The 19,657-nt window shown below is 71.2% G+C and carries 16 protein-coding genes; 7 read left to right on the forward strand and 9 right to left on the reverse strand.

What is annotated here, in order from left to right:
* Positions 1-91: 91 nt before the first annotated feature.
* From ASF23_RS03960 to ASF23_RS03980, 5 genes are all read right to left on the reverse strand, one after another.
* Entirely contained in the window at positions 92-811 is a 720-nt protein-coding gene (locus tag ASF23_RS03960) for an NUDIX hydrolase (RefSeq protein WP_055949375.1), read from the reverse strand.
* The gene (locus tag ASF23_RS03965; protein WP_082473801.1) at positions 808-2,445 is read right to left on the reverse strand and encodes a nicotinate phosphoribosyltransferase; all 1,638 of its coding nucleotides are present in this window, start codon (positions 2,443-2,445) and stop codon (positions 808-810) included. Before ASF23_RS03965 ends, ASF23_RS03960 begins: the two co-directional genes overlap by 4 nt.
* Positions 2,442-3,302 carry a phosphoribosyltransferase family protein gene (locus tag ASF23_RS03970; RefSeq protein ID WP_055949378.1) on the reverse strand — a complete coding sequence of 287 codons (861 nt, stop codon included), beginning with the start codon at positions 3,300-3,302 and terminating at the stop codon, positions 2,442-2,444. The genes ASF23_RS03965 and ASF23_RS03970 overlap by 4 nt, the downstream gene beginning before the upstream one ends.
* Before the next feature lie 270 nt (positions 3,303-3,572).
* Positions 3,573-5,225, reverse strand: a complete 1,653-nt coding sequence (locus ASF23_RS03975; RefSeq protein WP_156364159.1) for a cation:proton antiporter — start codon at positions 5,223-5,225, stop codon at positions 3,573-3,575.
* A 70-nt stretch (positions 5,226-5,295) separates the two neighbouring features.
* Positions 5,296-5,544, reverse strand: coding sequence for a hypothetical protein (locus tag ASF23_RS03980; RefSeq protein ID WP_156364160.1), 249 nt, complete (start codon positions 5,542-5,544; stop codon positions 5,296-5,298).
* 568 nt (positions 5,545-6,112) lie between these two features.
* Between ASF23_RS03980 and ASF23_RS03985 the strand changes: the two genes are divergently transcribed.
* Both ASF23_RS03985 and ASF23_RS03990 read left to right on the forward strand, forming a co-directional pair.
* Positions 6,113-8,323 (forward strand): NADP-dependent isocitrate dehydrogenase, encoded by a 2,211-nt coding sequence (locus ASF23_RS03985; protein WP_055949383.1) that lies wholly within the window; start codon positions 6,113-6,115, stop codon positions 8,321-8,323.
* A 210-nt stretch (positions 8,324-8,533) separates the two neighbouring features.
* On the forward strand, positions 8,534-9,244 hold the full coding sequence (locus tag ASF23_RS03990; protein ID WP_055949386.1) for a DUF4240 domain-containing protein: 711 nt from the start codon (positions 8,534-8,536) through the stop codon (positions 9,242-9,244).
* Positions 9,245-9,356: 112 nt separating this feature from the next.
* On the opposite strand, the gene ASF23_RS03995 is transcribed toward ASF23_RS03990, so the two are convergent.
* A complete protein-coding gene (locus ASF23_RS03995) occupies positions 9,357-11,774 on the reverse strand; it encodes an excinuclease ABC subunit UvrA (RefSeq protein WP_055949389.1) in 2,418 nt (805 codons plus the stop codon).
* Between the two features lie 118 nt (positions 11,775-11,892).
* Positions 11,893-12,432 carry a DinB family protein gene (locus ASF23_RS04000; RefSeq protein ID WP_055949392.1) on the reverse strand — a complete coding sequence of 180 codons (540 nt, stop codon included), beginning with the start codon at positions 12,430-12,432 and terminating at the stop codon, positions 11,893-11,895.
* Positions 12,433-12,620: 188 nt separating this feature from the next.
* Between ASF23_RS04000 and ASF23_RS04005 the strand changes: the two genes are divergently transcribed.
* The 5 genes from ASF23_RS04005 (at position 12,621) to ASF23_RS04025 (ending at position 16,725) form a co-directional block, all read left to right on the forward strand.
* Positions 12,621-13,283, forward strand: a complete 663-nt coding sequence (locus ASF23_RS04005; RefSeq protein ID WP_055949396.1) for a hypothetical protein — start codon at positions 12,621-12,623, stop codon at positions 13,281-13,283.
* A gap of 50 nt (positions 13,284-13,333) precedes the next feature.
* Complete coding sequence (locus ASF23_RS04010; RefSeq protein WP_055949399.1) at positions 13,334-14,065, forward strand: YqjF family protein; 732 nt, start codon at positions 13,334-13,336, stop codon at positions 14,063-14,065.
* A gap of 21 nt (positions 14,066-14,086) precedes the next feature.
* Positions 14,087-14,587, forward strand: coding sequence for a hypothetical protein (locus tag ASF23_RS04015; protein ID WP_055949402.1), 501 nt, complete (start codon positions 14,087-14,089; stop codon positions 14,585-14,587).
* A 186-nt stretch (positions 14,588-14,773) separates the two neighbouring features.
* Positions 14,774-15,976: a Gfo/Idh/MocA family oxidoreductase gene (locus ASF23_RS04020; RefSeq protein ID WP_156364163.1), complete on the forward strand. Its 1,203-nt coding sequence runs from the start codon at positions 14,774-14,776 to the stop codon at positions 15,974-15,976.
* Positions 15,973-16,725: a ThuA domain-containing protein gene (locus ASF23_RS04025; RefSeq protein WP_055949404.1), complete on the forward strand. Its 753-nt coding sequence runs from the start codon at positions 15,973-15,975 to the stop codon at positions 16,723-16,725. Before ASF23_RS04020 ends, ASF23_RS04025 begins: the two co-directional genes overlap by 4 nt.
* 225 nt (positions 16,726-16,950) lie before the next feature.
* On the opposite strand, the gene ASF23_RS04030 is transcribed toward ASF23_RS04025, so the two are convergent.
* Entirely contained in the window at positions 16,951-17,421 is a 471-nt protein-coding gene (locus tag ASF23_RS04030; RefSeq protein WP_156364165.1) for a hypothetical protein, read from the reverse strand.
* Positions 17,422-17,482: 61 nt separating this feature from the next.
* Entirely contained in the window at positions 17,483-19,549 is a 2,067-nt protein-coding gene (locus ASF23_RS04035; protein WP_055949411.1) for a glycoside hydrolase family 76 protein, read from the reverse strand.
* Between the last annotated feature and the right edge of the window lie 108 nt (positions 19,550-19,657).

Genomic DNA, 19,657 nt, shown 5'->3' on the forward strand with positions numbered 1-19,657 from the left:
CCGCCTCGCGCCTCCCGCCGCGTCGGGTGTTCTGAACACGGCGGTCCGGCGCGAACACCGTGATCCGGGTGTGCTGGTCGGACGCGCGTGTTCAGAACACCCGCCAGCCCCACACGGCCGCGGGCCGGCCGCCGGCGGAGCCTGGCCGGCCGCCCGCCGCGCCCGCGACGGCTGCCGACGGATCGCGGCGCTCGAGGGCCTCGTGCTTCTGCAGGAACCGGTGGAAGTTGCCGGCGTGCGGATCGTGCCCGGCGAGGACGCTCTCGAGCCGGGCGGCGTCCGCGGTGGTGAACGTCTCTCCGAGGAGCGCCCTCGTGAGCGGGACATCGGACCAGCGGCGGGTGCGGACGGTGTCGAGGGCGGCCCGGACGATCCGATCGTGGTCGAACGGCAGCCCCCTGGTGTCACGAGCGTCCCCCCACAGCACGCTCGTGACACCACCACCGGCCCCACCGCCGGCTCCGGCTCCGTTCTCACCCGCGGCCGCCGGGTCCACGACGGCCAGGAACGCCACGCTGATCGCGGCACTCCGCGGATCGCGCTCCGGCCCGTCGAACGCCCCGATCTGCGCCAGGTGTCGCACCCCGCCGCCCGTGATGCCGGCCTTGACCCTGAGGGCCCGCATCGCCCCGCGCGCCAGGAGCTCGGTGCCGTCGAGGAGCACCCCCGGCAGCGCCTGCGCCCCGGCGTACGGTGCGAACGCCCGCGCCGAGGTCGCCACGCGGAGACCGTCCGCCCTCGAGTACGACATCGGGACGACGTCGATGGCGATGAGCGGCTGGTCGCGGACCGCGTGGTCGACGCTCGTCACGGCGCGGGAGTCTCTGCGGCCCCCGCCGACGTGATGTCCGTGCCCCGTCCCTCCCGGCCGGCCCCGTCCGAGTGTCCGGCAGCCTGCCGGCGCTCCGCACGCGCCGCGCGCTCCTGCCGGAGCGTCGCCCGGACGTCCGCGAACGACTGGTGCACCAGGAACCGACCATCCACCCACACGGGCTGCAGGAGGCTCGTCGCCTCGTCGGCGGCGGTGGCCTCGTCCATCTGTCGGATCTCGCCGTCCGCGTCGCGGTGCAGGGCGATGCGACCCTTCGCGCTCTTCTTGCCGGAGCCGGTCTTCGGGTCCTTCTGGATGTCGATGGGTTCGCCGTCCACCAGGGCCCACGTGGCCTTGACCGCACTGCCGAGGTTGTCGCGCGTCATGTACTGGTACGTGTACGAGCCGATCCCGAGCACGATGTTGTCGCTCGCGTACCCCTTCGCCGCGAGCCGCTCGTAGATCCGGCGAGCGCGGTCGAGCGTGATGCTGTCGCCGTAGATGACACCGATGTGGCTGTCCAGGACCTTGAAGCCCGTGGCGTTCACGGTGTGCCCGAACTCCTCGTCGAGGAGTTCCACGACGCCCTTCTGCTCGGCTGTCCGCTCGGGGTCCGCGAGTGCCGCGGGATCGACGTCGTGGACCGAGCCCGTGATGATGTCGACCGGGTCGCCGGAGTCCGGGCGGATGACGAGCTTGCCGTCGCGCGCCATGATCCGGTCCCGCAGCGCGGGGAGGGTCTCGGTGACGACCTTGAAGAGGTCGAACCCGTCGCTCACGGCCGAGACGATGCCCGTCGGGTACACGTCGAGGATCTGCTCGAAGGTCTCGAGCTCGCCGTCGGCACCCCGGACGCACATGACGCTGTGCTCGGTCGCGGGCACACTCGCCCCGACCATGCCGTTGTCGCCGGGGTAGTAGCGGTCCACGAAGTCGAGCGTCGGCATCGAGTCGGTGCCGAGGAACGACAGCAGGTGCCCCGCCCCACCGGCCGCCGCGGACTCGATGCTCGTCTGTCCACGCATCGAGAAGTCGTGCGCCGCGAAGTCGATCGACGCGGGCTCCGCACCGGTCCGTGCCGCCCAGTCCTCCATCAGGTCCCGGTACTCCAGCGCCTTCGTGGCGACGGTCGACGGGTGCCAGATCGACGCCGAGAGGGCGGTCTCGATGTAGTTCGGGAGCCAGAAGAACTCGTCGACGGTGTTCTCGACGGTCAGGGTGGCGACCCCGATCGGGGCGAGGGTGCCCTCGGGCAGTGCGTTGATGCGGAGCGGCAGGTACCCGAGGCGGTGCAGGGCCCTGACGTGGTCGGAGCCGATGTGGTTCGGACCGAAGTAGTTCAGGAGCGCCTGCTCGAACAGGTCCGCGACCTCGTCCTCGTCAGCGGCGAAGAAGGGTGCCCACGCTTCGACGAGGCTCCGTTGGATGAACGCCTGCAGCCCGAACACGACGGCGTGCGTCGACTCCGGCATGTGCGCGTTCGAGCGGTTCGTCCAGTTGATGAGGATCCGCGTGGTGCCCTCGGGGTAGACCTGCCGGTGCGAGTGCTTGTAGCCGTCCGTGGCGAGCAGCGGTGCGATCGGGCTCGCGGTGGTGATCCGTGGGCTGAGGCCGGTGGCGGGGATGATGGTCACTTGATGACTCCTGTCAGGTAGGGCATGAGGTGGACGGTGGTGAGGCCGGCGACCTCGGTCTGTGGTGTGTACGAGTCGGTCGTGACGATCTCGCCGAAGTGCTCGGCGAGTGCCGGCGCGCGGCCGGAGAACACCCCGTGCGACACCCAGAGTCCGAGGCGCTCCTTCGGCAAGCCGGTCGACTCGGCGAGGCCCATGAACGTCCCACCGCCGTCGCAGATGTCGTCGACCACCAGGAACCGGCCGGTCTCGGGGAGTGGCTCGCACGAGAAGCTGGACAGCTTGCCGGTGGATTCGTCACGGTGCTTCTCGGCGCGGAAGACCGGCAGGTGGCAGGCATCGGCGACGGCGGTGGCCCGTGCGACCGCACCCTTGTCCGGGGCGATGATCCCGTCGTAGCGCTGGGGGACGTCGCGGTCGCGGCGGCCGACGACGGCGTTCCGGATGACCCGGTCGCTCGACACCACCGTCAGGCGTTCGACCAGTCCGACGATGACCGGCGAGTGCGGGTCGAAGGCGACGACCTGGTCGATGTGGAACCCGTTGAGGATGTCGGCGTAGACCTTCGCACCGAATGGCAGCCCGCGGTCCTGGCGTGCGCCGGGGAGGTACGGGATGCAGGCGACCGACTTCGACCCGCGCTGGCGGACCGCGTCTGCCCACATGCCGAGCATGACGAGGTCGTCGGCCATGGAGCCCTGTGCGCCGACGATCGTGGCGACCTCGGTGAGGGGGCCCTTGTCGGCGTTGTCGTCCGCGACCTTGACGTGGGCCTCTCCCGCGGGGAAATGCATCGTCGCGAAGGTCGGTGTCGTGACGTGTCCCGGGCCGATCCGGGTACTGAGTTCAAGTGCCATGTGAACACCGTAGCACGGTTCTTCTCTTTGTGAGAAAAACCGTGGCGGCTGTCGGTTTCCCCCGAAAGCGACCGATCTGCTCAGGGTTTCGCCGGATCTCGTCGCTGTGCGCCCAAAGCGACTCCGGACGTGTGCCGCGTGCCGCGGTGCCGCGGTGCCGCGGTGCCAGGCGCCGCGGTGCGGGCCCGCCCCGGCCCTCCCGACCGTCTCCGGACTGGAGGCGCGGTGCGGGCCCGCCCCGGCCCTCCCGTCCGCCCCCGGGTCTGGGGCTCAGCCCTTCGGCCCACCCAGCCCGTCGATCTGGATCTGTGCCGCGTCGAGGTTCTGCAGCGCGGACGCCAGCACGTCGGCGTCGAACGTGCCGTCGTCGCGAGCGTCGAGGAGTGCCGTCCGCTGTGCCGTGATGCGCTCGAGCATCTGCGTCTTCGCGGCCTCCGGGTCCGACGGGCGCTCGAGCTCCGTCGTCGGCACCGCGTCGCGGAGGAGGTCGTGCAGCCGTGCGCGCTCCTCCGTGCTGCCCTCGGCGTCCACCGTGGTCGGTCTGATCCACCGGACGAGTGCGGAGAGCGTCCCGCCCTGCACCACGAGCGACAGCGCGGCGACCCCGAACGCGATGAGCACGAGGAGGGATCGGTGCGGCGTGTCCTGCGGCAGGGTCTGCGCCGCCGCGACCGTCACCGCACCGCGCATGCCGGCCCACACGACCACGGTGCCGTCACGCCACCCGAGCGGTGCCGCGGCGAAGTACTCGATGTCCGCGACGAGACGGGTCAGGCGAGTGCTGAACCGACCGAGGTCCTTCGCCGACGGCACCCGCCCCGCCCTCGGTCCCCTGTTGAGCGACCGGTAGGTGTCCGACGCCGTCTCCGGGTCCTCCAGCCCGGCGCGCATCTCGGCGATCCTCGGTTTCATGTCGTCGCCGCGCGTCGTCCGAGCGGCGAGTGACCGGAGGAGGGGCACCACGTACACCGCCCGGATGAGGATGGTGAGGACGAGCGCACCGATCGCGATCCAGACTGCCGGCGCGATGCCATCGGCGCTGTCCTGGACCTCGCCGAGGACGGTGGACAGCTCCAGCCCCATCGTGAGGAACACCGCGCCCTCGAGCACCATCTCGACGGTGCTCCAGTTCTGCGAGTCGGACAGCCGGGCCTGCGGCGACAGCACCCGCGGGGCGCGTCGGCCGGTGACCAGCCCCGCGACCACGGCCGCGACGAGTCCCGATGCTCCGAGACGCTCGGCCGGCAGCGACGCGATGAACGGGACCGTGAACGACAGGATCGTGTTGACGGTGGCGTTGCTGATCCGAGCCCGGACCAGGAGATCGAGCCGCCCGACCAGCCAGCCGATCACGAGTGCCACGGCGACCGAGTAGGCGAACGTGCCGAGCGCGCCCCAGAACGAGAACGCCACGGCGATGCTCGCAGTGGCGGTGCGGAGCAGGACGAGCGCGGTGGCGTCGTTGAGGAGGCTCTCGCCGTCGAGGATCGCGATGACCCGTTTCGACACCCCGGTGCGCTTGACGATCGACGTCGCGACAGCGTCCGTCGGGCTGACGATCGCACCGAGCGCGATGCCCCATGCGAGTCCGAGCCCCGGGATCACCCACGCGAAGAACAGCCCGAGCAGCACCGCGCTCCCGATGACGAGCACGACCGACAGTCCGCTGATCGCTGCGAACTCACGGCGGAAGTTCATCGCGGGCATCGACACCGCGGACGAGTAGAGCAGCGGAGGAAGGATGCCGGCGAGGATCCACTCCGGCTCGATCTGCACGTCGGGGACGATCGGCAGGAAGCTCGCGCCGATGCCGAGCAGGACGAGCACCAGCGGGGCGGCCACGCGGAGCTTCGGCCCGAAGACCGTGGCACCCGCGATGAGCAACAGGCCGAGCACCACGACCACGATGAAGAGATCCGTCACGGAGTCAAGAGTGGCGGCTCCGCCGAGTCAGCGCCAGCCACGGGTGCGCCCGTCATGGGCGGGTGGCGGATCAGGCCCGCTCCGTCTTGTCCGGATCGCGGAGTGTTTCGCGGAACAGGTCCGCGATGCTCCGACCGAACTGGTTCGAGCACTCGCGCAACGCATCACTGACCGGCGTGACGTCGCGGATCGTGCGGTGTCCGGGCGCCGCCGCTGCGACCGCACCGCCGTCCCAGAAGGCGGTGTAGGCGAACCCCGCGTCGCGCATGCACCGGCGCATCGCTGTCCTGGAGTCCTCGAACTCGGTCTCGGTGATCACGCCGTCGGCCAGGATCCTTCGCTCGAACGGGCCGGCAGTCGAGCTCGCTTCCGCGAACTCGTGCGCCCACGCGCCGGCCGGAGCGAAGTCCGACGGATCGGGTGTGGGGCGCACAGGCACCCGGCTCAGGGGCGATCCACTCTCCGAACACACTCCGGAGCAACAGACGACCAACCCCACGACCGCGATGCTCATGGCAACCACGCCGGGCATGTTCCGTATGTCCATCACTGGCCCCCTCTGCCGGATGTGAGTTTCACCGTTAACATAATGGACGGTTCCGGCCCCCCGCAACACCCGGACCGCACGACGTGTCCGACCATCTGACGGACCCACTCGGCTCCGCCGCTCGCGACGGTGACCGCGTCGCAGACTCGCACCGTGCCTCCAGTCCGGTTCCTGCATCCATTCCGGACTGGAGGCGCGCCACTTGTCCACAGGCCGGGTCGCGCCCGGCGCGTTCCCGGCCCGGCAAGGTATCTTGATGTCAAGAGATCGCCGGACGCGAGTAGCGTGGCGATCGATCGATCGACATCAGCACGAGCGACACAAGGGAGTACCTGCCGGCATGGCCAAGATCATCTACACGCTCACGGACGAGGCGCCGCTGCTGGCGACCTACTCGTTCCTGCCCATCATCGCCGCCTACGCCAAGAAGGCCGGTGTCGACGTCGAGACCCGCGACATCTCGCTCGCCGGCCGCATCATCGCCCAGTTCCCGGAGCGGCTCAGTGACGAGCAGCGCATCGGGGACGCATTGGCGGAACTCGGCGACCTCGCCAAGACCCCCGAGGCGAACATCATCAAGCTGCCGAACATCTCGGCGTCGATCCCGCAGCTGAAGGCCGCCGTCAAGGAGCTCCAGTCGCAGGGCTACGACCTCCCCGACTACCCGGACGACCCGAAGACCGACGACGAGAAGGCAGCCCGCGCCAGCTACGACAAGGTCAAGGGCAGTGCGGTCAACCCCGTCCTGCGCGAGGGCAACTCCGATCGCCGGGCGCCGCTCTCGGTGAAGAACTACGCCCGGAAGCACCCGCACCGCATGGGTGCCTGGTCCTCCGACTCCAAGACGAACGTCGCGACGATGGGTGTCGACGACTTCCGCTCGAGCGAGAAGACCGTCATCATCCCGGCCGACGACACCCTGACCATCGAGTTCGTCGGCGCCGACGGTTCGACCCGGGTCCTCCGCCAGTCGGTGCCGGTGCTCGCGAACGAGGTCGTCGACGCCACCGTCCTGCATGTCGGCCCGCTCGAGACCTTCCTGCAGGCGCAGATCGACCGCGCCGCCGCCGAGGGCGTCCTGTTCTCGGTGCACCTCAAGGCCACCATGATGAAGGTGTCCGACCCGATCATCTTCGGCCACGTGATCCGCGTGTACTTCGCCGACGTCTTCGCGCAGTACGGCGACGACATCGCCGCCGCCGGCCTCACCCCGAACGACGGCCTCAACGCGATCCTCCAGGGGCTCGACTCGGTGCCGAACGGCGCGGAGATCCGCGCGGCGTTCGAGCAGCGCATCGCCGACGGCCCCGACATGGCCATGGTCGACTCCGACAAGGGCATCACGAACCTGCACGTCCCGTCGGACGTCATCGTGGACGCGTCCATGCCGGCGATGATCCGCACCTCCGGACACATGTGGGGTCCGGACGGCGACGAGCACGACACCCTCGCGGTCATCCCCGACTCGAGCTACGCCGGGATCTACCAGGCGACGATCGACGACTGCCGGACCAACGGCGCCTTCGACCCGGCGACCATGGGCTCCGTGCCGAACGTCGGTCTCATGGCGCAGGCCGCCGAGGAGTACGGCTCGCACGACAAGACCTTCCAGGCGCCGGGCGACGGCACGATCCGCGTGGTGAACGCCGCCGGAGAGTCACTGCTCGAGCACGAGGTGTCCGAGGGTGACATCTGGCGCGCGTGCCAGACCAAGGACGTCCCGATCCGCGACTGGGTGAAGCTCGCCGTGACGCGCGCCCGTGCGAGTGACACCCCCGCGGTGTTCTGGCTCGACGAGACCCGCTCGCACGACGCGACGCTCATCGGCCTCGTCCGGGAGTACCTGCAGGACCACGACATCGACGGTCTGCAGATCGAGATCATGTCGCCGGTCGACGCGATCAACTTCTCGCTGGAGCGCATCCGCCGCGGCGAGGACACCATCTCCGTCACGGGCAACGTGCTCCGTGACTACTTGACGGACCTGTTCCCGATCATGGAGCTCGGTACCTCCGCCAAGATGCTCTCGGTCGTCCCGCTCATCGCCGGCGGTGGTCTGTTCGAGACGGGGGCGGGTGGCTCCGCACCGAAGCACGTGCAGCAGCTCGTCGACCAGGACTACCTGCGCTGGGACAGCCTCGGTGAGTTCCTGGCGCTCGCGGTGAGCTTCGAGCACCTCGCGACGTCCACCGGGAACGCCAGGGCGCAGGTCCTCGCGGACACGCTCGACCGTGCCACGGGTCGGTTCCTCGACGAGAACAAGTCCCCGGGGCGCAAGCTCGGCTCGATCGACAACCGCGGGAGTCACTTCTACCTCGGACTGTTCTGGGCCGAGGAGATCGCTGCGCAGACCGAGGACACCGAGCTCGCGGCGCTGTTCGCGGACCTGGCGGGCAAGCTCCGCTCGCACGAGCAGCAGATCACCGAGGAGCTCATCGCGCCGCAGGGCACGGCGGTCGACATCGGCGGCTACTACCGCCCCGACGCCGCCAAGACCGAGGCGGTCATGCGCCCCTCGGCGACGCTGAACGAGGCGCTCGCCGCCTTCTGACGCGCGCGTGACCGGCTGAGCCGGTTGCGGACTGGAGGCGCGGTGTCAGCTGGCACCGCGCCTCCAGTCCGTCTGTGGGTCGCGCCCGCGACCGCCACAGCCTGCGGTCCGCGCCCATGAGCGCCACAGCACAACCGAACCCACGCCACACAACGGCATCCCGCTGTGTCATGTGGGTCCCGTTGTGTCGTCGGACGCTAGTGTCCTGCCGTGCCCCGTGTTCGCGCGCTCGTCGTCATCGCCACCGCCACCGCCGTGGTGCTCGCCGCCACCCTGGGCGGGTGTACGCAGCCCCCTCGGCTGCTCAACAAGCTCCCGGAGCAGACGCACGCCGCGCAGTGCCGGTCGAACGTGCCCGGCCACGCGGGGGCGGTGCCCTCGCCGACGCCGACGTCGAAGTTCGACCGGGCCACGTCGCGGGAAGTCACCGAGGCAGACGCGGTCGCGATGCCGGAGGACGAGTTCTGGCAGCTCATCGACACGCTGCACGGTTCCGTGTCCGACGCGGCCTTCCACCGACTCCGCGCAGCGCTCGAGGCTCGACCCGTGGCTGACCTCGTGGCGTTCGAAGCCCGTCTCGACCTCGCCCTGTACGCCCTCGACGACGAGTGCCGCGTCGACTGGTACGACCGCCACGACCCGACCGGGCTCGGAGACTTGGCCGACGACGACTTCCTGTACGTGCGGACCGACACCGTGGCAGCGGGCCGCGCTGTGTGGGAGGACGCGAACACCCACGACACGCTCCCGTGGGGCACCGTGGACGCGGCGGACGATGACGGCGAGGAACTGCTGTACGTCGCCGCGGAGGCGGGCCACCATTCGGGCATCAGCGGTGATGACTTCGCGGACATGGTCCCCTTCGACGACCTGTACGAGACGGCCACGAACCCTGCCGGGTGGTCGGACACGGGAGACTGAGCTCCACGTCGACCCTCGAACGCCCACCACACAACCCGATCCACATACACAACGGGTTCGCGCTGTGTCATGTGGATCGGGTTGTGCCGTGCCGACGACAAGCCCGGCGTGCTCAGCGCCCGAGCTGCGCCCGCAGGTACGGTGCCGTCCGGCTCGCCTCCGACGCAGCGACCTCGGCCGGCGTCCCCGCGGCCACCACATGGCCCCCGTCGGAACCGCCGGACGGCCCCATGTCGATGACGTGGTCCGCAGCGGCGACGACGTCCATCGCGTGCTCGACGACCACGACGGTGTTCCCGGCGTCGACGAGTCGCGAGAGCTGTTCCGTCAGGAGTTCCACGTCCGCCGGGTGGAGTCCCGTCGTCGGTTCGTCGAGCAGGTACAGCGTGTGGCCGGAACGGGCTCGCTGGAGCTCGGTCGCGAGCTTGATCCGCTGCGCCTCGCCGCCGGACAGCTCCGGGGCGGGCTGCCCGAGCCGCAGGTACCCGAGCCCGACCTGCTGCAGCGTCTCGAGGCTCCGTGCCGCCGCAGGGACGTCGGCCAGGAACGGTGCCGCCTCGTCCACGGTCATCCCGAGGACGTCGGCCACGGACGCTCCGTGCCAGAGGACCTCGAGCGTGTCGGCGTTGTACCGCGCGCCGTGGCACTCGGGGCACGGTGCCCAGCTCCCGGGCAGGAACAGCAGCTCGACCGAGACCGACCCCTCGCCCTGGCACACCTCGCACCGGCCCCCGGCGACGTTGAACGAGAACCGGCCGGCACCCCAGCCGCGGGCCCGGGCGTCATCGGTCGCGGCGAAGGCAGCCCGCACCGCGTCGAACAGCCCCGTGTAGGTCGCCAGGTTCGACCGAGGGGTGCGCCCGATCGGCTTCTGGTCGACCTGCACGACACGGCTGACGAGCGGATGGTCAGCGCCGTCCGACGCGAGGACACCGCCGACGAGGGAGGACTTGCCCGAGCCGGACACCCCCGTGACGGCGGTGAGGACACCGAGCGGCACGTCGACGTCGAGCCCGCTGAGGTTGTGCCGGGTCACGTCGCGGAGCTCGAGCGTGCCGATCGGCGTGCGCGGCGCGCGGGTTGGGTCGGCCGAGCCGGCAGGACCGGGCTGCAGGAACCGCCGGGTCACGGATGCCTCGACGTCGGCGAGACCCTCGACCGGCCCGCTGTAGAGCACCGTGCCGCCCCCGGATCCCGCACCGGGTCCGACGTCCACGATCCAGTCCGCGCGCCGGACGATGCTCATGTCGTGCTCGACGACGAACACGCTGTTGCCGCTGGCCCGGAGGTCCTCGAGGACGTCGACGAGCGGTTCCGCGTCCGCTGGGTGCAGCCCGGCGCTCGGCTCGTCGAGCACGTAGACGACGCCGAACAGCCCGGACCGCAGCTGTGTCGCGATGCGGAGCCGCTGCGTCTCGCCCGGGGACAGCGTCGGAGTGGCGCGGTCGAGGCTCAGGTAGCCGAGCCCGAGTCCACTGAGCACCTCGACGCGGGCGAGGAGGTCCTTCGCGATGGCCACGGCCACCTCGGTGTGCTCGCCGGACGACGCGCGTGATGTGGCCGCAGCGGCGTCGGTCAGCGACGCGATCGGTCGGAGGACGTCGGCCAGGCCGCTCAGCGGCAGCCCGTTGAGTGCGGCGATGGTCCGTCCGCCGATCGTCACCGCGAGCGCCGCCGCGGTCAGTCCGGTCCCGCCGCAGAGCGAGCACGGTCCGGACTCGACGAACCGCAGCACCTTGGTTCGCTGGGACTCGCTCTGGGAGTCCGCGAGGGTGTGCATCACGAACTGTCGGGCGCTCCAGAAACGCCCCTTGTAGGGCTTCGCCACGCGGTCGCGCTTCGGGTGCACCTCGACGACCGGCTGCTCCTCGGTGAACAGCAGCCAGTCGCGATCCGCCCGCGACAGCTCCCGCCACGGCCGCTCGATGTCGTACCCGAGGCCCGCCGTCACGTCGCGGAGGTTCTTGCCCTGCCAGGCGCCCGGCCACGCGGTGATCGCCCCGTCGCGGATGCTCAGCGACGGATCGTGCACGGCGGAGGCCTCGGTCACCTCGTGTGCGATCCCGAGGCCGTGGCACCGAGGGCATGCACCCGCGACGGTGTTCGGCGAGAACGAGTCCGACTCCAGTCGGTCGGCGCCATCTGGGTACGTGCCCGCGCGGGAGAAGAGCATCCGCATCGAGTTCGACAGCGTGGTGAGCGTCCCGACGGTCGACCGGGAGCTCGGGGCACCCCGGCGCTGCTGCAGGGCGACGGCCGGGGGCAGCCCTGTGATGGAGTCCACGTGCGGGGTCGAGCCCTGTGCGATGAGTCGGCGGGCGTACGGGGCGACGGACTCCAGGAAGCGGCGCTGCGCCTCGGCGAAGACGGTCCCGAACGCGAGGCTCGACTTGCCTGACCCGGACACCCCCGTGAACGCCACGATCCGGTCGCGCGGCACGTCCACGTCGACGTCCCGCAGGTTGTTCTCGCGGGCGCCGCGCACGCGGATGAACTCGTCGCGGGCGGTGCTGTCTCGGGGAGCGGGCATTCGAGCGATGGTAGGCCGGTCCGCTGAACGGCCGGTGCCGCCGCGAGACGGACGGGAGGCACGGGTCGGGCCCGCACCGTCCCTCCCGTCCGCATCCGGTCGCCTCCGGCGCCGCGGCCTACTCGCCCGTCGCGCCGTCGACCGCCTCGCGGATCAGGTCCGCGTGGCCGTTGTGCCGGGCGTACTCCTCAATCATGTGGGTGATGATCCAGCGGAGCGACGGAGCATTGCCGTCCGGCCAGGTGTGTGCGGCGACGAGTGCGAGGCCGCTCTCGGCGTACGCACGGTCGGAGGTCGCACGGGCACGTTCGACCGCTGCGGTCCAGAGCTCGAGCAGGTCCTCGGGGGAGTCCCGGGCTGCGGAGTGCCACTCCCAGTCGCGGTCGGCCGCCCAGTCCGCGGACGCCCACGGTTCCGGGACCGGGGCGTCGAGCAGGTGCCGTCCGAACCAGTCGTCCTCGACGTACGCGAGGTGCTTCATCATCCCGCCGAGCGTCATCGTGGAGACGCCGATGGTCGCGCGGAGCTGTTCCGCGGTCAGTCCGGCCGTCTTCCACGCGAAGGTCGCGCGCTGGTAGTCGAGGAAGCCCGTGAGGGTCGCGTACTCGTCGCCGTGCAGCGGTGGTTCCGCCCGGCCGTGCTCGTCGAGGTCGTCCATGCCGCCCAACCTAGGGCGTCCGACAGGTGGCTGGCGAGTGTTCGTCTGTCGCTTTCCGGGCAGAGCGTCACGCCCGCCCGATCTCTTCTCGTGCTGTGTCGTTCTGCGGGCGGAGCGTCATCCGTGCCGGCGTGACCGCCCCGCCCGGAAGCCGCCGGGAGACCGCTGGGCACGTTTAGCCTTGTGGCATGGCGACGTGGCAGCAGGACCTCCTCGACGAGATCCGCTCGGCACTTCCGCCCGGGAGCACGGTGACGCCGTACGGTTCTGCGTCAGCCGGCTCCGACGGGGTCGACGGGTGGAGCGACCTCGACGTGCGGATCGTGCTCGCCGGATCGGACGGCGCGGATGCGACCTCCCTCGTCGGAGTCCGACCATGGGCGTGGCAGGAATCCGGCGACGGCCGGGTGCAGCAGCTCCGGCTCGTCCTCCCTGACGGCCGCCGTGTCGACGTCGCGGTCGAGGGTGGCCGTGTCCACATGCCCGCGCCACCGGTGGACAACGCCATGCGGTTCGACGCGGCGCTCGCGGCGGCACGACTCGGCCGCGGGAATGCCCTCATCGGGACGCATCTCGTCCTCGGTGTCCTCCGCGAGGCCCTCGTGCAGGTGATGCTCCTCGTCGACGTCGCGGAGGGAACGGACCACCATCGACATGGCTCGGATCTCGATGACCGAGCGGCGGAGGTCGCGGAGCTCATGGGTGCGGTCCGACACCAGAGCTCGCCCGCGCTCGCCCGCGCCGCGTACGGACTGTACGGACGATGGCGCACCGAGCTCGACCCGACGTACTCCCCGGACCCGAGCGGCCTCGACGCCGTGATCGCGCGGGGGACCGCTGGAGCGCACTGACCGGCCGCTCGGCATGGAGAACGCCAGCGGAGCGGAGTACCACTGGCACGATGTCCGCCGCCCCGCCGCTCCCGCACCGCCCGGTCACCCAGCACGACTGGCGCGAGGTGGTCGGGCTCCACTGGCGCATCGACCCCGCGCTCGCCGCGACGCTCGTCCCGCCCGGCACCCGTCCAGACGAGCACGACGGCGCCGCCTGGGTGACCCTCTCGGCCTACCGGTTCGTGGACAGCACCGTTCCGCCGCTCCCACGACTCGGACGCTTCGGCACGATGACCGAGATCGCCGTGCAGATCCCGACCGTCGATGCGCACCCGCTGGCGCGGCGGGAGCCGCAGGACGGCGACACGGCCCGGCACGGCATCGCCTACCGCTCGATCGACACACAGCACGCTCCGGCGGTCCTCGCCGCGAGGACCATCGGCCTGCCGTACGTCTGGGCACGGGCCGGCTCCCGTGTCCGCCCCGACGACGTCGCACACCGCTCGGCCCGGTACGGCGGCGGCCCCGGGAGTCTCATCCGTGTGACCCCGGGGACCGACACGGTGGAGCAGGACGCGACGACGGAGTTCCTGCTCGACCGCTGGGGCGTCCACGCCCCACGGTTCGGCCGCACCCGCTGGTGGCGTCGCGCGCACGAGCCATGGCCGCTCCGCTCGGTCCGCGTCGACCGCCTCGACGACACCCTGTTGGCCGCCGCGGGACTGCCGGGCCTCGTCGACCGCGAGCCCGACGTCACGACCTGGTCGCCCGGCGTGGTGGTCCGCTACTCCCGAGGCTGACGGATGAGCTACCGTCCTGCCATGGACCAGGATGCCGAGAGGATCCACTGCGAGTTCCGGGTCGCCCCGGACACGGCCCGTCATGCCGCCACGAAGCTGACCATCTGGTCGACCGTTCACCAGCCGCCGTGGTGGTGGCTGGTGACGGTCATCATCGGGATCGGCGCGTGGTGTGGTGCAGCATCCGGCGTCGTCGGTGTCCTGCTCGGTGGTTCGGCAGGGATCTTGGTCATCGCGCTCCTCGCCGCGGCGACCTGGCGTTCCGCGCACCGCGCCCTCGTGGGGGCCATGCCTGTCGGTGCGTTGCTCACGCGCACGTTCGGACCGGACAGCTACGACATCAGGACGCCCACGGTCACGGCGACCATGAAGTACACCGCCGTCCGCGGGATCGTGCCGTGGGGCGACTGGGTGATGGTCGAGGTCCGTCGGCGCGTCTGGGGCATCGAGCCCCGTGCGCTCCTACCGGATGCCGTGCACCAGTGGTTCCCCGATTCGCGGAGGTCCGGCAGCCCGCGCTGACGCGACCATGCGGCGGACGGGAGGGACGGTGCCAGCCCGCACCGTCCCTCCAGTCCGGTGGGTGGTCGCGACACGACGGTCTGTGCCGCGGTCGCGACGCGATGTTCCGCTGCGCCGACGCGACGTTCTGTTCCGTGGAACCTCCCTGGCAATCGAATCGACCCGGGAGTTCGATAGCGTCGAGGCATGTCGATGTCGACCACTGCACCCACCACCCCGAACACCGCGACCCAGGAACTCCGTGTGGGGGTGGTCGGACTCGGTTTCGCCGGGACGACCCACCTCGACGCGTTCACCGCACTGCCCGGCGCCCGCGTCGTCGCCCTCGCGGGCCAGGAGTCCGAGCGCCTCGCCGAGCTCGCGGACTCCCGCGGCGTCGAGGCGACGTACGCCGACTGGCAGGACCTCGTCGCCCGCGACGACCTCGACATCGTGTCGATCGGTGTCCCGAACGCCCTGCACCACCCCATCGCGGTCGCCGCCCTCGAGAGCGGCAAGCACGTCTTCTGCGAGAAGCCCCTCGCGACGACCGGAGCGCTCGCCGCCGAGATGGTCGCTGCGGCCGAGACCGCCGACCGCGTGCTCGAGGTCGCCTACAACCACCGCCGCCGTGCCGACGTCCAGTTCCTGCACGACTACATCGCGCCCACCGGCCCCGGCCGGAGCGACGCCCTCGGCGAGATCTACCACGGCCGCGCGAGCTGGGTGCGCCGCTCCGGGGTACCCGGCATCACGTCGTGGTTCACGAACAAGGCCGCCGCGGGTGGCGGTCCGATGATCGACCTCGGGTCGCACGTCCTCGACATCGCCCTGTACCTGATGGGCGAGCCGCGGGTGACGACGGTGTCGGCCGTCGCGTACAACCACCTCGGTGCTGCCGGGCGCGGGGGCGGCGCCGGGGGTGGGCCGGTCTCCGCTCGCGGGTCGCACGCCTTCGACGTCGAGGACTTCTCGATCGCGCTGCTCCGGTTCGACACCGGGGCGAGTCTGCAGCTCGAGGCGTCGTGGGCGTCGTACTCCAAGGCGCACGAGGACATCGACGTCGAGGTCCTCGGCTCCGTCGGCGGTGCACAGCTGCACGTCGACGCCTACGCGACGGACGGCACCGTGACGCTGTACTCCGACGTCGAGGGCGCACCGACCGTCTCACGACCTGCGGTCCACGTGCCGGCGGGACACCACCAGCGCGTGATCGAGGAGTTCCTCGCGACGATCCGGGCCGGTGACGCCGCCGGTGACGCCGTCGGCGACGCCGCCGGCACGACAGCCGGCGGGACGGGCGGGCGGTACGCCGGCCACCACGGCGAGTACGCCCTCCACCGGAGCCGGGTCATCGACGCCGTCTACGAGTCCGCGGCCACCGGCCACGAAGTGCAGGTGCAGGCATGAGCGGGCGGGACCAGCGCGGCATCCGCGCCACCGTGTGGAACGAGTACGTGCACGAGACCCGGGGTGACGAGGTGGTCGTCGCGAACTACCCCGACGGCATCCACGCCGTGGTCGCGGACGGGCTGCGCGAACACCTCGGCCCCGACGCCGACGTGCGGACGGCCACGCTCCGCGAACCGTCGCACGGGCTCACCGACGAGGTCCTCGCGGACACCGACGTGCTGTTCTGGTGGGGGCACATCGCCCACGAGGAGGTCTCGGACGAGGTCGTCGAGCGGGTCGTGGCGCACGTGCACGCCGGCATGGGCCTCGTCGTCCTGCACTCCGGGCACTACTCCAAGGTGTTCAAGCGGCTGATGGGCACGACGTGCTCCTTGAAGTGGCGGAACGACGGGGAGCGCGAGCTCGTGTGGACCACGGCGCCGCAGCACCCGATCGCCGAGGGCATCCCGCACCCGATCGTCATCCCACGCCAGGAGATGTACGGCGAGTTCTTCGACATCCCGCGCCCCGACGAGGAGGTCTTCCTGTCCACCTTCGACGGCGGTGAGGTGTTCCGCTCCGGCGTCGCCTACCACCGGGGCCGCGGGAAGGTGTTCTACTTCTCGCCCGGGGACCAGGAGTACCCGGTGTACCACCACCCGGACATCCGACGGGTCCTCGCGAACGCCGCACGGTGGGCTGCGGCGACGGAACCGCGCCGCGAGCTCACGGCCGACCAGCACCCGAGGGACTGGTTCCTCAGCTGACGTGCCCCTGCGCTCGGTGCCCCGCGCCGGGCGCTCGGCGCGCCGTACTCGGTGACTGAGAGGTGCCGATCTGTCGTCTCGCCCGCGGCACCCGACAGATCGGCACGTCTCAACGCGCGGTGGCGACGCGCGGTGGCGACGCCGGACGGGAGGCACGGTGCCGGACCGCCACCGAGCCTCCAGTCCGGAGCGTGGTCACGATCGACCGCGTCGCCCGTCAGTGCGTCAGGACGACTGCGGCCGCGTCCCGCCGAGGAGCCCCGTGACGAGCAGCGTCACGAGCATCCCGCCGCCGGTGAGCACGACCCCGAGCGACGCCATCACCCAGTAGCCGCTCCCGACGAGCTGCGGCTGCGTGATCGCCTCGGGCCACCAGTCGCCGATGCCGTCGATCCCGCCGGGGATCGGGTTGAGCGCCAGGAGTGCGATCCCGACGATCAGGAGCACCGCGCCGAGCACACCCGTCGCGACCCGCCCGCGCGCGAGCATCCCGACGACGACGGCGGCGGCGATCCCGAGCAGACCGACCACCGCGATGGCGAACGCCACGACGGTGAACGGTTCCGTGACGGCCGTGAACCAGACGAGCACGGCGTAGGGCACGAGCAGCCACCGGCCGATGCGGGCCCAGCGCGCCGGGGTCCGCCAACCGACGGCATCCATGGCCGTTCCGGGGGTCGATCGCTCGCGCTGCATGGCAGGCAAGGTAGCGCGGGCACTCGGGCAGGTGCTGGGACCTCCCCGAGTGCCCGCCGGCTCACCGCACCGACAGCAGTGCGGACAGCGCGCTGGCCTGCGTGCGCCAGTCCCGGACGTTCGGCGAGCCCGAGGTCGATGCCCCGGCCCACCGCTCGCCGAGCCGGTTCAGCGGATCGCGGTCCTTCGTCCAGACCGCGGTCGCCTGTGCGGCGTCGAACGACCGGTACGCGCCGCCGGTGGCCTGGTCGAGCTCGGTCATGTACCGCTCGAACACGCCCTTGAACTGCTTCGCATTGTCGTCGCAGGGGTTCGCGGCGGTCAGCGGGTCACAGTTCTCGGTGAGGACGCCGTTCACGACGAGCCCCGGCGATCCGGCCGCGGGGTGGATCGCCGCGTCCGCGAGGGCCTTCGCGCTGTCCAGGTACTTCGTGTCCCCGGTCGCGCGCCAGAGCTCGACGCCCCCGCCGATCGCGAGCCCCTGGTTGTACGTGTAGACGGTCTGAGCGTTGTTCACGCAGGTGTCGGTGATGCCGTCGTTGACGAGACCGTCCTTCCCCGCGAGACCCACCTGCTGGAACCAGTTCCAGCCGTCGACGGCGCGGGACAGCCACTCCGAGTCACCGGGGATCCGGTTGTGCAGCTCGGCCGCGATCTCGATGTACTGGCCGTTCACGACCGCGTTCTTGTACGTCCGCTCGCCGTCCCACCACACGCCGCCTTCGCAGGTCGAGGTGTCCCAGTACCCCTGCATATAGTCGCCGATGGACTCCGACATCTGCAGGTACTTGGCGTCCCCGGTCAGGTCGTAGGCGCGGATCCACGCGAGCGCCCACCACCCGCCGTCGTCGATCGCCCGGCTGACGAAGCCGCCGGGGAGCTCGTCCCCGCTCTTCACGCCGGCCGCGAAGGCACCCTTGTTCACCTCGAAGGTCCGGTCGATCATCCACGCGTACCGGGTGTCGCCGGTGGTGCGCTGGTAGTCGACGACCGTCGTGATCGCGACGGCGGAGTTCCACCAGCTCGACGGCCACCACGCGGTGTACGGGTCGTACGAGTACACGAGCGCGTCGGCGGCCGCCGCGGCGTGGTCGACGCTCGGCCGTGCCCAGGCGGTGCAGACGGACTGCTGTGCGGCGGCGACCAGCACGCAGGCGCGGAGCGATCCCCCGGCGAGCTTCAGCCGCGGCTCGGCGGCGACGAAGCCCGCGGTCGAGGCGGTCGGTCCGGTCGCGGTCGTCACGCCGAGCTGCGAGCCCCCGGCGATCGACGCGCCCTCGTTCCAGGATCGGTCGAGCCAGACGCGGTCGCCGGATGTCGCCCCGGTGACACTCGCCCAGCCGGCGCCGTGCTCGTCGAAGTGCAGGCGGACGCTCCGGTTCACGGCGGATGCGTCGGCCACGGGGACCTGGTCGGTCGCGGTGCCGTGCGGGGCGCCGTCGCAGACACGGTCGCAGGACTTGGGGTAGGCCCACGCGGTGCAGGTCGTGCCGGCCGGGGTCTGCAGGCAGGAGCGGACGACGGCGCGGCGGTGGTTCCCCGGGTCGGAGAGGTTGACGGTCCTCGTGGCGAGCGCTCCGGCGGCCGTCGCCGTGACCGGCGCGAGCGGCTGGGTGCGGGTGGCACCGCCGTCGAAGGACCGCTCGACCCAGAGGCGGTCGCCGACGCGCGCGCTGCGGACCGTGCCCCACCCGACGTCGTCCTGGAGGGACGCGTGCAGCTGCAGGGACCGGCTGCCGGTCGACTTCGCGGTCACCGGCTGCGTGTCCGTCGCCAGGCCGGTCGTGGCGCCGCCGTCGCAGGTGAGCACGCACACCACCGAGGCTGCGGTGAGCGGGACGGCGGCGGCGTCCGGGCTGTCCGCACGCCACGAGGGCATCGCCTGCGTGGTGTTCCGGTTCGCGAGCCCGGACGTGGTCGGCGGAGCGGACACCGATGCCGGGGTCGACGGAGCCGTGGTCGCCGGAGCCGTGGTCGTCGGGGTCGGGGTCGTCGGGGTCGAGGTCGACGCTCCCGGCGGTGGTGCCGTAGCGCCGGGCGGAGCGGCGTTCGCGGCGGCCGGAGTGAGGACCCCGACGGCGAGTGCGATCGCGCTGGCGACCACGATGGACGATCGGAAACGATGCATGGTGTCTCCCCTTCGAGACGTCCGGCTGCTTTCGGGGAGCGACGTTAGCGCTCCGGGTGGCCCCTGAACAGGGGGTGGAACGAATTTCCCCATCAAGTGGATGAATTC

Origin of the sequence: Curtobacterium sp. Leaf261 (assembly GCF_001422205.1) — a bacterium.
GTDB lineage: Bacteria > Actinomycetota > Actinomycetes > Actinomycetales > Microbacteriaceae > Curtobacterium.

Excerpts from the sequence above, each read along its gene's own strand:
- ASF23_RS03970 (WP_055949378.1), bottom strand. The coding sequence starts at position 3,302 with ATGGCACTTGAACTCAGTACCCGGATCGGCCCGGGACACGTCACGACA.
- ASF23_RS03985 (WP_055949383.1), top strand. The coding sequence starts at position 6,113 with ATGGCCAAGATCATCTACACGCTCACGGACGAGGCGCCGCTGCTGGCG.
- ASF23_RS03995 (WP_055949389.1), bottom strand. The coding sequence starts at position 11,774 with ATGCCCGCTCCCCGAGACAGCACCGCCCGCGACGAGTTCATCCGCGTG.
- ASF23_RS04000 (WP_055949392.1), bottom strand. The coding sequence starts at position 12,432 with ATGGACGACCTCGACGAGCACGGCCGGGCGGAACCACCGCTGCACGGC.
- ASF23_RS04005 (WP_055949396.1), top strand. The coding sequence starts at position 12,621 with ATGGCGACGTGGCAGCAGGACCTCCTCGACGAGATCCGCTCGGCACTT.
- ASF23_RS04010 (WP_055949399.1), top strand. The coding sequence starts at position 13,334 with ATGTCCGCCGCCCCGCCGCTCCCGCACCGCCCGGTCACCCAGCACGAC.
- ASF23_RS04015 (WP_055949402.1), top strand. The coding sequence starts at position 14,087 with ATGGACCAGGATGCCGAGAGGATCCACTGCGAGTTCCGGGTCGCCCCG.
- ASF23_RS04020 (WP_156364163.1), top strand. The coding sequence starts at position 14,774 with ATGTCGATGTCGACCACTGCACCCACCACCCCGAACACCGCGACCCAG.
- ASF23_RS04025 (WP_055949404.1), top strand. The coding sequence starts at position 15,973 with ATGAGCGGGCGGGACCAGCGCGGCATCCGCGCCACCGTGTGGAACGAG.
- ASF23_RS04030 (WP_156364165.1), bottom strand. The coding sequence starts at position 17,421 with ATGCAGCGCGAGCGATCGACCCCCGGAACGGCCATGGATGCCGTCGGT.
- ASF23_RS04035 (WP_055949411.1), bottom strand. The coding sequence starts at position 19,549 with ATGCATCGTTTCCGATCGTCCATCGTGGTCGCCAGCGCGATCGCACTC.